General features: G+C 69.6%; 12 protein-coding genes and 1 pseudogene. 8 read left to right on the forward strand and 5 right to left on the reverse strand.

Annotated features, from left to right (window positions below; translation table 11 throughout):
* Window positions 1-203 precede the first annotated feature (203 nt).
* The gene (locus tag ACFYY7_RS10665) at window positions 204-797 is read right to left on the reverse strand and encodes a hypothetical protein (protein ID WP_266730013.1); all 594 of its coding nucleotides are present in this window, start codon (window positions 795-797) and stop codon (window positions 204-206) included.
* Between the two features lie 327 nt (window positions 798-1,124).
* Here ACFYY7_RS10665 and ACFYY7_RS10670 point away from each other — a divergent pair, with 327 nt between their 5' ends.
* Complete coding sequence (locus ACFYY7_RS10670; RefSeq protein WP_388659569.1) at window positions 1,125-1,628, forward strand: DinB family protein; 504 nt, start codon at window positions 1,125-1,127, stop codon at window positions 1,626-1,628.
* Window positions 1,629-1,679: 51 nt separating this feature from the next.
* Here the strand turns inward: ACFYY7_RS10670 and ACFYY7_RS10675 are convergent, their stop codons facing one another.
* Window positions 1,680-2,549, reverse strand: a complete 870-nt coding sequence (locus ACFYY7_RS10675; protein ID WP_351261535.1) for an LLM class F420-dependent oxidoreductase — start codon at window positions 2,547-2,549, stop codon at window positions 1,680-1,682.
* A 168-nt stretch (window positions 2,550-2,717) separates the two neighbouring features.
* Between ACFYY7_RS10675 and ACFYY7_RS10680 the strand changes: the two genes are divergently transcribed.
* The 3 genes from ACFYY7_RS10680 to ACFYY7_RS10690 all read left to right on the forward strand — a co-directional run bounded on the left by ACFYY7_RS10680 (window position 2,718) and on the right by ACFYY7_RS10690 (window position 7,348).
* Window positions 2,718-3,263: a MarR family winged helix-turn-helix transcriptional regulator gene (locus tag ACFYY7_RS10680; protein WP_388659571.1), complete on the forward strand. Its 546-nt coding sequence runs from the start codon at window positions 2,718-2,720 to the stop codon at window positions 3,261-3,263.
* 136 nt (window positions 3,264-3,399) lie between these two features.
* Window positions 3,400-5,985: an MFS transporter gene (locus ACFYY7_RS10685; RefSeq protein WP_388659573.1), complete on the forward strand. Its 2,586-nt coding sequence runs from the start codon at window positions 3,400-3,402 to the stop codon at window positions 5,983-5,985.
* Between the two features lie 103 nt (window positions 5,986-6,088).
* Window positions 6,089-7,348, forward strand: coding sequence for a serine hydrolase domain-containing protein (locus ACFYY7_RS10690; protein WP_388659575.1), 1,260 nt, complete (start codon window positions 6,089-6,091; stop codon window positions 7,346-7,348).
* Window positions 7,349-7,411: 63 nt separating this feature from the next.
* Here ACFYY7_RS10690 and ACFYY7_RS10695 read toward each other — a convergent pair whose 3' ends face one another.
* Window positions 7,412-8,617 carry an erythromycin esterase family protein gene (locus tag ACFYY7_RS10695; RefSeq protein ID WP_388659578.1) on the reverse strand — a complete coding sequence of 402 codons (1,206 nt, stop codon included), beginning with the start codon at window positions 8,615-8,617 and terminating at the stop codon, window positions 7,412-7,414.
* Between the two features lie 58 nt (window positions 8,618-8,675).
* Here ACFYY7_RS10695 and ACFYY7_RS10700 point away from each other — a divergent pair, with 58 nt between their 5' ends.
* Both ACFYY7_RS10700 and ACFYY7_RS10705 read left to right on the forward strand, forming a co-directional pair.
* Window positions 8,676-9,413 (forward strand): TioE family transcriptional regulator, encoded by a 738-nt coding sequence (locus tag ACFYY7_RS10700; protein ID WP_388659581.1) that lies wholly within the window; start codon window positions 8,676-8,678, stop codon window positions 9,411-9,413.
* Window positions 9,414-9,584: 171 nt separating this feature from the next.
* Window positions 9,585-10,157 carry a dihydrofolate reductase family protein gene (locus ACFYY7_RS10705; protein ID WP_388659584.1) on the forward strand — a complete coding sequence of 191 codons (573 nt, stop codon included), beginning with the start codon at window positions 9,585-9,587 and terminating at the stop codon, window positions 10,155-10,157.
* Between the two features lie 95 nt (window positions 10,158-10,252).
* On the opposite strand, the gene ACFYY7_RS10710 is transcribed toward ACFYY7_RS10705, so the two are convergent.
* Window positions 10,253-10,798 (reverse strand): ATP-binding protein, encoded by a 546-nt coding sequence (locus ACFYY7_RS10710; protein WP_388659586.1) that lies wholly within the window; start codon window positions 10,796-10,798, stop codon window positions 10,253-10,255.
* A 318-nt stretch (window positions 10,799-11,116) separates the two neighbouring features.
* On the opposite strand from ACFYY7_RS10710, the gene ACFYY7_RS10715 reads away from it, so the two are divergent.
* Together ACFYY7_RS10715 and ACFYY7_RS10720 are read left to right on the forward strand one after the other, a co-directional pair.
* Entirely contained in the window at window positions 11,117-11,968 is an 852-nt protein-coding gene (locus ACFYY7_RS10715; RefSeq protein ID WP_388659589.1) for a helix-turn-helix domain-containing protein, read from the forward strand.
* Between the two features lie 11 nt (window positions 11,969-11,979).
* Window positions 11,980-12,171 carry a hypothetical protein gene (locus tag ACFYY7_RS10720; RefSeq protein WP_388659592.1) on the forward strand — a complete coding sequence of 64 codons (192 nt, stop codon included), beginning with the start codon at window positions 11,980-11,982 and terminating at the stop codon, window positions 12,169-12,171.
* 54 nt (window positions 12,172-12,225) lie between these two features.
* On the opposite strand, the pseudogene ACFYY7_RS10725 reads toward ACFYY7_RS10720, so the two are convergent.
* Window positions 12,226-12,493, reverse strand: a pseudogene (locus tag ACFYY7_RS10725) (hypothetical protein); the annotation flags it as partial.

Below are 12,493 nucleotides of genomic sequence, written 5' to 3' on the forward strand. Positions count from 1 at the left end.
CCCGAAACCGCAAATCCGCCTATGCCAGACACGACGAGTCCCCCACCTTGCCGGTGTACGGCCACAGTTCAGCCACTCCACGCATCCGACCACACCGGCACCCATCGGGGCATGGGCCTCAGGACCCAATGCAAGGCTCAAAGTCGGCGCTACTGGACGGGGAACCGCTACCGGACGGGGAACCGTCACCGGGCGGGGAGCCGTTAGCGGACGGGGACCTCGCTCCCGAAGAGCATCCACGGCGACTGGTCGAAGGAGGCCACCCCGGCGAGCTGCGGCTGCATCGCAGCTATCTCGTGCCGAACGGCCAGTGTGTCGGGCCAACTGTCGAAGAACGTCGTGCCGTTGATGACGACGCCGCTCCAGTCCGTCGCCACCGAGGCACCCTCGCGGTCGACGACGAAGCCGATGCAGAGCACGGAAGCCCGCCCTATCGCCTCCCTGATCGCCCTCGCGGCCACCTCCTGTTCGTCCCGGGTCAGCCGGCCGAACCCGAATTCCAGCGCGACCACTCCGTCCCTCATCCTGCGGATGCGGGCGGGCACTTCGGTCCCGCTGTCCACCCACAGCACGAAGTCGACACTGTCGAGCCGCTGGAGTCCGGCGAGGAGCACGAGCTGCTCCCTGGTCACCCACGACGGGGTGCCGTGCGGGCCGGGCCCCGGGCCGAGCAGTGTCACCCGCCGGGTGACCGGGTGGCTGAGCCGCAGCCCCGCCGCGTCGAGATCATTGAAGAGCGACTCGGAGTCCGGGCGGCTCCAGCCGAGGTGGTACGAGTAGAAGAAACCGTCACTCATCGACACATCACCTCATGAATGTGTGGACACCACGCTTCGGACGAGATGCGGGCGCCCGGTGGAGACAGAGATGGAGACAGATGGAGATGGGCAGAGACAGGCAGAGACAGTCGGAGACAAGTAGGGACGAGCAGAGCGTGCAGTTCCGGATGCCTGCGGGCACGCCGGACAGGCGCTCGTCGCGGGCGCCGGCCGGTTGGCTCACAGTTGGTCGTGCACGAGCGTAATGAGGCCGGATCGCCCGGGCGTGGGCCCACGGACCCAGGGGCGGGCCCCATTGGACAATGCGGTGGACAGGGGACGGCCCGTCGCACATCGTGTACGGCGATGACACGCACCGATTCGCCTCCCGCATGGGACGAGCGCACCCAGTTGGCCACTTTTCTCGACTATGTCCGCGCCACCGCACGCGCGAAGTGCGAGGGCGTCTCGCCGGAGGACGCCCGCAGAGCCCCGCTGCCCGGATCGCCCCTGATGACGATCGCCGGGCTGATCAACCACCTGAGCTGGGTGGAGTACCACTGGTTCGAGGTGGCCTTCCTCGGTGGTCCGGACGAGGGTCCGTGGACCGACGAGGACCCCGATCGCGAAATGCGCATCGCGGTGGACATGCCACTCGCCGATGTACTTTCGCTTTATGAGGAACGGACCACCCGCTACAGCGAGTTGGTGGCCTCCACCAGCCTGGACACACCGGCCAAGCAGCCGCGGCGCGACGGCAGGCACCCCGATCTGCGCTGGGTCGTCATGCATCTGATCGAGGAGACCGCCCGGCACAACGGCCACCTCGACGTGATCCGGGAGATCGTCGACGGCACCACCGGCATGTAGACCCGCCCTGCTGCGACGTGGGAGCGCATCGCCCCTCGCCCCCGCTGCCGGCTATCCGATCCCGGCGACGGCGGGTGCGATGCGCTCCGCGATCTGGTGGGTGAAGCTGACCGGGTGCCGGTCGGGCAGCACCTGGATCTCACTGATGCCCAGGTCCGCGTACGCCTCCGCGTCGGCGAGGAACGCGGCCGGCTTCTCCAGCACCGGCCCGCCGTACATCACGGTCTTCGTGATGGCGTCGTAGTCGCGGTCCTCCGCTTCGCAGTGCGCCCGCAGCACATCGAGCTTGTGGGCCACTTCCTCCTGGTCGGTGGCGAAGAGGTTGCACGCGTCCCCGTAGCGGGCGACCAGGAGCAGGGTCTTCTTCTCACCCCCGCCGCCGATCATGATCGGTGGGTGCCCGCCGATCGGCTCGGGCACGCACAGCGTCTCGGCGAGCCGGTAATGACGGCCCCGGAACGGGCCGTTGTCGTCGCTCCACATCTGGAGGCAGATACGGAGCGTCTCCTCCAGCCGTTCGAACCGTTCGGCGACCGGGACCACCGGCACGCCGAGCCCGTACTGCTCGCGCTCGTACCAGGAGGCACCGATGCCCAGCCTCGCCCTGCCGCCCGACAGCACGTCGAGGCTGGTGACGATCTTCGCCAGCAGGCCGGGGTGCCGGTACATCACCCCCGTGACCATCAGGCCGAGCGTCATCCTCTCGCTCACCGCCGCCACGTAGCCGAGGGTGGTGTACCCCTCCAGCATCGGTTCGTCGGCGACGCTCCGCCCCGTCTCCATCTGGAAGTAGTGGTCCATCACGCTGAACGACGCGATCCCGGCCTGTTCGGCGACCCGCACCGACTCCGCGAGCGTGGGCGCGATGAGCGCCGGGTCGGCCGGTGTCGAGTAGTTCCAGTAGTGCAGACCGAGCTTCATGTCCGCCCTCCGAAGGCCGAGGAGGCTCGGGCGCGGGACTGCGGCGCCGTCGCGGCCGGGGACTGTCACGCTACGCGAGGCGACACCCATCGGCATGTCGAGCGGGAACCGGAGCTCACTACGATTTCAAAATATCTGAATCGGGATCATCGCTTCTATGCTGGAGCCATGGAGACCACGCGCGATCCGGCCCACGGCGCCGACTCGATCGACCGGCACATCGCCCGATGGCGGCGGGAGGTCCCCGACCTGGACCCGCTCGTCGAGGGTGCCGTCACCCGGATGCAGACGCTGGTGCAGTACCTCCAGGGCCGCAAGGAAGCCGGGCTCTCGCAGCGCAGGTTGAAGATGTGGGAGTACGAGATCCTCTGGCGGCTGCGGTCCGCCGGCGAGCCGTACCGGATGTCGCCGACGCAGCTGACCGAGGGCCTGGGCACCCATCCGGCGACGCTGACGAACCGGCTGGACCGCCTGGCGAAGTCCGGCTACGTGACCCGTCAGCCCTCGCCGGAGGACCGCCGGAGCCTGCTCGTCGTACTGACCGAGAAGGGTGCCGACGCCTGGTCGTCCACGATCGGCGAGCAGATGGAGACGGAGCGCGCGCTCCTGGCCCCGCTGAGCGAGGCGGAGCGGGAGCAGCTCGTGGTCCTGCTGCGCAAGATCGCCTCGGCGGCGGAGTCCGACGGCCCGCCGCTCATGCCGTCTCCCGGCTGAGCCCCGCACCGCATGCTGCGTGCACGCGCCGCGCGCAGGCAGACGTACGCGGGCACGTGCACGTACAGGTACACGTACACCGATCGTTCACGGCAACCTGGCACCACGGCTTGGATACCTCAACTATCTTGCTGCCGTGGAACAGTTGACCGCCGAAGATCCCCAGCACATCGGCCCCTACCGTCTGATAGCCCGGCTGGGCGCGGGCGGCATGGGCCTGGTGTACCTCGGACGTTCCGAAGCCGGACGGACCGTGGCCGTGAAGGTGGTGCAGGCCGGACACGCCCAGCACCCCGAATTCCGCAAGCGGTTCACGCGTGAGGTGGCCGCCGCCCGGCGGGTGGGCGGGACCTGGACGGCGGCCGTGCTCGACGCCGACACCGAGGCCCGGGTGCCCTGGGTGGCGACCCAGTACATCCCCGGGCCCGACCTGACCACCGTGGTCGCCAAGGACTTCGGACCGCTGCCCGAGCACTCGGTCCGCACCCTCGCCAACCGCCTGGCCACGGCCCTGGAGTCGGTGCACGGCGCGGGTCTGATCCACCGCGATCTGAAGCCGTCCAATGTGCTGGTGACGGTGGACGGGCCGCGCGTGATCGACTTCGGGATCGCGCGGGCCATGGACAGCCTCGCCGGGGACAGCCTGCACACCCGCACCGGAATGCTGATCGGCTCCCCCGGCTTCATGTCGCCCGAGCAGGTGCGCGGCCTCGAACTCACCGCGGCCAGTGATGTGTTCTGCCTGGGCGCGGTCCTGGTCTACGCCGCAACCGGCCGCCTCCTCTTCGGTGCCACGGAGACCGGTCTGAACGCGCACCTGTTCCGCATCGCGGAGGAGGAAGCGGACCTGACCGGCGTACCGGAGTCGCTCGTCGACCTCGTACGCGCCTGTCTGCACAAGGACCCGGCGCAGCGGCCCACGCCGGCCGACGTGGTCGCCCGCACATCCGGTGACCAGGGCGGCGAATGGCTGCCGGGCTCGGTGCTCGCCCAACTCGGGCGGCATGCCGCCCAGTTGCTGGACTTCGCCCCGGAGACGAGGACCCCCCGGCCGGACCCGCGCGTCCCGGCCCAGCCGCAGTACGCCGACCGGCCCCAGCCGCTTCCCCCGCATCCCGCGTACGCCCCGACGGCACCGGCGGACCATCACCCGTCACCGGGGTTCGGGCCGTCCCTGAGCAAGGCGCCCGGCGGCCTGCCGACGGCCCCCGTCCCGGCAGGTACTCCGGCTCCGCACCCCATGCGGTGGTGGGGGCTGGGGATGGCCGCGCCGGCACAGCTGCTGGTGCTGATCGGCACGTCGATCACGAACACCGCGCTGCCGTCCATCTACGCCGACCTGGGCGCCTCCATCGACGACATGCGCCTGTTCTCCACCGCCTACACGCTGGCCTTCGGCCTGCTGTTGCTGCTCGGCGGGCACCTCTGCGATCTCCTGGGCCGCAAGAAGGTGTTCGTCATCGGCGCGGCCGGTTTCGCCGTTGCCTTCGCGGTCGGCGGCCTGGCCCCCTCTGCCGGCCTGCTCGTCCTCGCCAGCGCACTCCAGGGCATGTCCGCCGCACTGCTCTCGTCGTCCGCGCTGGCCCTGGTCTCCGCCGGATTCAGCGACCCGAAGGAACGCGGCAGGGCCTTCGGTGTCTACGCCGCGGTCGCCGGCGGTGGCCTGGCGTTCGGCGTGTTCGCGAGCGCCACGCTGGTCGACAGCCTGTCATGGCGCATGTGCATGTACGCCGTTGCCGGGATCGCGCTGGTCATCGCGGTCTGCGCGGCCCCCCTGGTGCACGACCCCCACCCGGTCCGCACCCCTGCCCGTCTCGACGCACCGGGCCTGACGATCGGCTCCGTCGCGCTCATCGCCCTCGCCTTCGGCTTCGACAGGGCCCAGGCGACGGGCTGGACCACCTTCCTGACCCTGATCCTCCTCACGGGTGGCGTCCTCCTGCTGCTGGCCTTCGCCTGGCAGCAGACCACTTCGCTCAACCCGCTCGTCCCCGCGCACGTGCTCAGGGACCGTAACCGTGCGGGCTCTCTCCTCACCCTGTTCCTCCTCGGCCTGAGCCTGTTCGCCACGTTCCTGATCCTGAACAGGTACTCCCAAGGCGTCCTCGAATACCCCCCGGCCCGCAGCGGTATGGCCCTGCTGCCCATGGCCGGCGCGGCCGTCCTCGCCGCCACCCAGGTCGCCGCCCGGCTGTGCCACCGGCTGGCGCCCCGCAATCTGATCGTGCCGGGCCTGCTGCTGACGGCGGTCGGCCTGGCGGTCCTGACCGGGATCGATGCCGACAGCACGTACACCGCCCAGGTACTGCCGGGCACACTGCTCATCGGCTTCGGTGCCGGACTGGCCCTCACGCCGCTGTTCACCACCGTGACCGGCCAAGTCGCCCCGCAGGATTCCGGCGGGACCTCGGCGGTGGTCCTCGCGGCCCAGAACCTGGGCAGCTGGGCCGCCTGGCCCCTGTTCGTCAGCGTCCTCGCCTCGGCGATCTCCGCTCGGCTGACCAACACCCCGGACATTCCCGCCCCTCTGGTCGAAGCGGCAGAGAACGGCTTCCCGATCAGCCGGCACAACCTTCCGGCATCGTTTTCCGCAACCCTTGACCGGATCAACGCCGCGGTGCTGGACGGGTACTCCGTAGCCCTCTGGTGGGCGGTCGGCCTCACCCTGCTCGCGAGCGTGCTCGCCGGCCTGCTGGTCACGGCCAGGGCCCCCAAGGAGTGACCCCGGCGAACAGCCCCAACGATCAACCCTGAGGCCTGCGTTGCGCGTCCGTGGCACCGAGGGGGCGGCACCGCGCCCCCTCGGTGACCTGGAGGCAGAACGCATGAGGCAACAAACCGCACGTATCTCCTCGCTCGCCCTGGCGGTGGCCGCGATCACGGGAACGGCCGCATTCGGCCCTTCCGCACAAGCGGCCCCCGCACCCACCGCAGCCGCCCACGAGGCGCAGTCGCCGCGCGGTCACGAGGCGACCCGTGCCGCGTTGCGCGCCGTGGTCGAGCAGGGCGAACTGCCCGGCGTCGCCGCCATGACACGGGACAGCAGGGGGAGTTGGTACGGAGCGGCCGGACACGCCGACACCGCGACCGGCCGCGAACGCTCGCCCGGTGACCACTTCCGCGGGGCCAGCATCACCAAGACGTTCATCGCGACCGTCCTGCTCCAGCTGGAGGCCGAGGGAAAGCTGAGCCTCGACGACTCGGTCGAGCACTGGCTGCCCGGGCTGGTGCGGGGCAACGGGTACGACGGCAGCCGGATCACCCTGCGCAGTCTCCTCAACCACACCAGCGGCATCGCCAACCACACCTCCGACCCCGCGTTCGTGCACGACGCCGCCGGCCCCGGCTTCCCGGAGCACCGGTACGACACCCATACGCCCGAGGAACTGGTGGCGGTCGCGCTGAAGTACCCGCCGGTCCCCGACCCGGAGAAGGCGCCGCTGTACTCGAACACCAACTACGTCATAGCCGGGATGGTCATCGAGAAGGCGACCGGCCGTTCGTACGCGCAGGAGGCCACCCGCCGCATCATCCGGCCGCTGAAGCTGCGCGGGACGTCGTTCCCCGGCACGGCGCCACAGATGCCGGACCCGCACCCCGTCGCCTACTCCCGCCTCCACCAGGAGACCCCCGACGCGGAGATCCACGACGCCACCGAGCAGAACATGACCTGGCTGGGCGCGTCCGGCGACATCATCTCCACCGCCGGCGACCTCAACCGCTTCCAACGCTCGCTGATTGCCGGCGAGTTGCTGCCGCCCGCACAGATGAAGAAGATGCTCGACGAGGTGCCGCTGGGCAACGGAACCGGGTACGGACTCGGCGTCGAGTTCGCGGAGCTGTCCTGCGGTGTGAAGGTGGTGGGCAAGAGCGGCCGTACGAACGGTTCCCTGTCCGCGATGGTCGGCACACTGGACGGGAAGCACCAGCTGACGTTCAACATCAACGGTGACTGGCTGTGGGACGGGGCGACCTACGTAAACGTGATCGAGGCGGAGTTCTGCGACAAGGCCCCGGCCCCGGCCCCGGCTTCCACCGACTCCCCGAATGCCGTCAACGTTCCGGCTGCCATCAACTGGCCGTAGCAGCAGGGCACTTCGCGGCTAGTCGGGCGGCAGGACCGCCCGACCCCTCACTGGACCTGTGCCTCACTGGACCTGTGGGACGTCCTTGACGAACACGATGCCGTCGATGCCCGCCAAGTGGGCCGGGTCGAACGGGGCGTAGCCGAACCAGGGGGATACGCGGGGGCCGGGCCGCGTATCCCCGAGGGCGGTGGCCAGCCTGCCGGCGTCGATGACGCAGCGATCCTCCGGGAGTGCGTACAGGAGTCCTTCGACGGTGTCCGGTGGCGGGGTGTCCACGCCCTGGTGCCGGATCGTGCCGAGGGCCGTGGCCACGAAGGCGTACTCCTCGCCGAGCCGGGCGCTCACCAGCGCACCGGCGCCCCACCACTCCAGCTGCATCCCGCCCATCCGCATGGTGCTCTTCTCCCGCTGGAGGTGGGAGTTGTGGGCGTGGACGAGCACGGGGCCCCGCTCGGCGAGGGCGAGGAGGTTGTAGGCCATCATCTGGTCCCGCAGGCCCACCAGCCGGGTCAGGCGGGCCGGTGAGGAGTCGGCCATCCAGTGGTGGTAGCGCAGCAGGCCGATCGCGGTGCGCCCGTACAACCGCGCCCGGTCCAGGTCTTCCCGCGGGCTCACCGCGATCAGGTGCGGCGTCTGCGCGTCGAGCAGTGCCACCAGATCGTCGGCGAGCAGCCGCAGTCGACCGGCCTCGGCCGACTGCCCTACGGACCGGGACGGGTCCATCATCGCGGCGGGCTCGGTCCACCGGCCGTCGGCGCCGAGCAGGCGGTCGAGCGTCTCCGCGGTGCAGGGGAGCAGGTCCGCGTCCACCCGGTCCGCGAGGTAGCCGTGGAGCGCGGTGAGGGCATGCCGGGGGCTCGCGGCGGCGACGATCTCCAGCGGGCCGTCGAAACCGGCGAAGCGGACCCGCTCGGACTCGGGCCGGCCGTCGTTGTGGGCGCGCATCCAGCGCACGAGCTCGCGGTTGGCCGCGGAGGCGCCCCAGCCGTGGCTGAAGCCGTGCTCCATGACCTCGTCGAGAGTGCCCGTGCCCGAGGTGACGTACTCGTCCACGGCCAGGCCCGCCATGCAGTCGCTCTCGATCGTGATCGTCCGGTAGCCCTCCTCCTCGACGAGCTGCCGGAAGAGCTCGTTGCGCAGGTCGAGCAGGGTGTCCTCGCCGTGGGTGGGCTCGCCCAGGGCGAGCACCCGGGGCCGGGCCGGGAGCAGCCTCATGACGGCGGCAGCATCGACGGCATGGGCGGTGTCCTTGATGTCGGTAGCCATGCCTTCAACGCTATCGTTGAACCTTCGGTTGAAACTTTCCCGCGATATCGGCAGGGCAATGGGCCAAAACCTTCAAACCGGTGATCGGCTCCGGCCGGTCGATTTGGCGCGCGTGCACGGTCTGTCCACGCAGGCGGTCAGGAACTACGAGGAGGCCGGCATCCTTCCCGCCGCCGGTCGCACACCCCACGGTTACCGCACCTACACCTCGCTGCACGCGGGGGCCCTGCGCGCGTTCCTCGCCCTGGTCCCCGGCCACGGCCACCCCACGGCGACGGCGATCATGCGGGCGGTGAACGAGGGCTCGATCGACGAGGCGTTGCGCCTCGTCGACGAGAGCCACGCCCAGCTCCTGGAGGACCGGCAGACCCTCCGGGCCGTGGAACGCGCCCTCCGCGACCTGGACCCCGCGGCGGCGCCCGACTCGGATACGGCGCCCGGATCCGGTTCCGGCGAGACCTTCATCGGGCCGCTGGCGGGGAAGCTCGGCATCCGGCCCGCGACGCTGCGCAAGTGGGAGCGCGCCGGACTTGTGCACCCGCGCCGCGACCCACGGACCGGTTACCGCGTCTACGGCGAGGCCGACGTACGGGATGCCCGAATGGCCCACCAACTCAGGCGGGGCGGCCACCTGCTGGAGCAGATCGCCCCGCTGATCGCCCAGGTGCGCGCGGCGGGCGGCCCGGAACCGCTGGAGGCCACCCTGCGCAACTGGCACGACCGGCTGTCCGCCCGAGGACGCGCGATGCTGGCGGGAGCCGCCGAGTTGGACGCGTACCTGCGCGAACGCGGATGAGCCACCCGCACGCGCGATCGACGGGGCCGATGAGTTTCCCGTGGATCCGCAGTCTGCAGTCCGCAGTCCGCAGTCCGCAGTCCGCAGTCCGCAGTCCGCAGGCAAGTGAGCAATAGTTCGGTGCGGCGCAGCCCGCTGCCGCACCACCCACGTGAAACGAGGAGTCCTCAGATGCGCACCCTGATCAGCACCGCCTTCGTCTCGCTCGACGGCGTCGTGGAGGCCCCTGGCGGGGAGCCCGGCTACCGGAACTCGGGGTGGACGTTCAAGGACATGGAGTTCGTCCCGGAGGCGTTCGAGATCAAGGGCCGGGAGCAGCAGGAAGCCGCCGCGATGATGATGGGCCGGGTCAGCTACGAGGCGTTCAGCCCGGTCTGGCCGGACATGGCGGACTTCGCCGACTACAAGACCATGCCGAAGTACGTCGTCTCCACCACCCTCACCGAGGACGACCTGGTCTCCGGCTGGGGCGAGACCACGATCCTGCGCTCGCTCGACGACGTCGCCGCGCTGAAGGAGACCGAGGGCGGCCCGATCATCATCCACGGCAGCGCCACCCTCAACCGGAACCTCTCGGACGCCGGTCTGATCGACCGCTACCACCTCCTCGTCTTCCCCCTGCTGCTCGGCGCGGGCAAGCGCCTGTTCAGCGACACGGACAAGGACACCCAGAAGCTGAAGCTCGTCGAGCACGAGGCGTACTCCAACGACCTGCAGAAGAACGTCTTCGACGTCATCCGCTGACACCGCCGCCCGGCCATGCCTCGGTGCGCCTCGCCTCGTCAGGATCGCGCGCCACGGCTGGCACAGGCGTCGCGCACAAGCAGCCTCTCCACAGCTCAACGAGGCAGCTGCACCCAGGATTTGGTGCCGCTTCGGGGCGGGTCGGCCTCGGTGGCGCCCCACTCGCCGCCCCAGTCGTCCACAACGGCCGCCAGCATCCAGAGCGCCCGACGGCGACGGGTCTCGCAGAGGGTGGCCGTGTCCGGGGCGGCGTGGTGCGGGTGCTGGTCCCAGACAAGGAGGCGTACGGCATCCTCGCGGTGGCGCAGGGATACGTAGAGGTCCTTGCCCGGACTCATCCGCACGGTGACGGCAACGAGTTCGTCCACGACGTGCGTGGCCGGCCAGACATACGGGGCAAGCCCGTGCGCCTCCAGGGCGGCGGCCACCACGGTCCGGCCGATGAACGCGCTACGGGTGTCACCGGGGAGCGTGAAACTCAACGAGAGCCCGCGCCCGGAATGGCCCTTGGAACGCAGATGGGGCCGGGGATGCGCCTGCGAGGGGTCGGAGCGGAGGGCGAGGCGGGGGTACGGGGTGGCCTGCGGGCCCGTCTCGGCGGTGACGGCCGGACAGAGCGCGGCGAAGGTGGATACGTACATGACGGACTCCCCTGATACGGGTGGCGAGTTGGCGATGTCTCTCTTTCGCGTGGGCGCGCACGGGTGGCTCACTTTGTTGTGTTGTGGACGAGCAGTGGCCTGTCTCCCTGACGCGGAACCGCCCCTCCCAGGGCAGGAGGTTGCGGGCAGGACCGCGTGATGCACTTCCGGCTCGTCGGCGCTGCGTGAGCGGTGCGTGACTTACCGTAGGGTGCCATGGGTCATATTGGCCACCCAATCCAGAAATATTGACCCTTGCGTGGCTCAAGATGCCCTCTGCGCGGCAGACTTCACGGACAAGGTCACGGAAGGACTGACATGGCATCGCGAACGTCCCCAACTGAACGACAGAGGCGCCTGGGGCACGAAGTCAGGAAGATGCGGCTGGCCGCCGATGTCAGCGCCGAGGCTGCCGCGCGCCTGCTGGGGGTCGACCGGTCCAGACTTTCCAACATCGAGCAGGGCGGCCGAGCAATCAGCGAGGATCGATTGCGCACCCTCGCCCAGGCGTGCGGCTGCCAGGATCAGGCCTACGTCGAAGCATTGGCCGCTATGGCCAGGCCAGCGAGGAGGGGCTGGTGGGAGCGGTACCGCGGCTCACTACCCGAAGGACTTCTGGACATCGCAGAGTTGGAGTCCAGCGCCGTTCGAATGCGGACCGCCCACTCTGTGCACATTCCAGGAATCCTTCAGACCAGCGATCACGCCCTGGCCGTCTTCCGAGTGGTCGTCCCCGCGCTTCCGGAACACGAAGTTGCCCTGCGACTCGCTCATCGAGTGGAACGACAGCAAGTCCTGGACGGGCCCACCTCCCCCGAGTACATGGGGGTCATCCACGAGGCGGCACTGCGCATGCAGTTCGGCGGCCGCGCGGTGGCCCGTGCCCAGCTCGACCGCTTGCTCACCGTCTCCGAAAGCCCTCACATCACGCTCAGGGTCATCCCCTTCGGAGCAGGCGCATTCCCCGGTGCGGGGCAGACAGTCAACTACGCCGAGGGGATCGTCCCCCAGCTGGACACAGCCCAGGTGGACAGCACGCACGGGCCTGAATTCCTGTACACACAAGGTCAGTTGGCGAAGTACCGTTCGCACCTCGACTGGATGGATGGCATCGCGCTGCCGCCCGAGAAGTCGCGGGACTTCATCCATGACATCGCACGTCACCTCTGAGGGGAGTCACCATGCAGAACGTCGCGTGGGAAGAACCATTCTGCGGCGAAGGCGCCAGCTGCTTCCGCCTCGGAACAGACGACCAGGGCAACAGCTACATCGCCGTCGTCGGCTCCGAGGAACACTTCCTCACCGACAGCCGCGAAGCGCTCCAGCAGATGATCCGCGACATCAAGGCCGGCAAGGCCGACCACCTGCTGTAGCTGGAGGACGACAGGGGCCCGGCACCGCGATGTGCTCGCCGTGCCGGGCCTGGATCAGGCGGAGCCGCGTTGAATACCCGTCGTGTCCCGGAGGAGGCCACGCCGACCGTCGTCCGCCTGCGCGATCAAAGCCTCCCCACGCTGCCCCAACGCGAGGTACCAAGCCCCTGGCAACAGCTCCGCCACCACCCGCGAGGACACATCCTCCTCAACCAGCGGACGACACTCCGGCACCGCAAACCAGAACAACGCGAACTCATCCCCAGACGGAACACTCTCCGCCCGATCCGAACCGTCATCCCCACGCTGAATACCCGTCGCG

It is taken from the genome of Streptomyces sp. NPDC001933 (assembly GCF_042890955.1).
GTDB lineage: Bacteria > Actinomycetota > Actinomycetes > Streptomycetales > Streptomycetaceae > Streptomyces.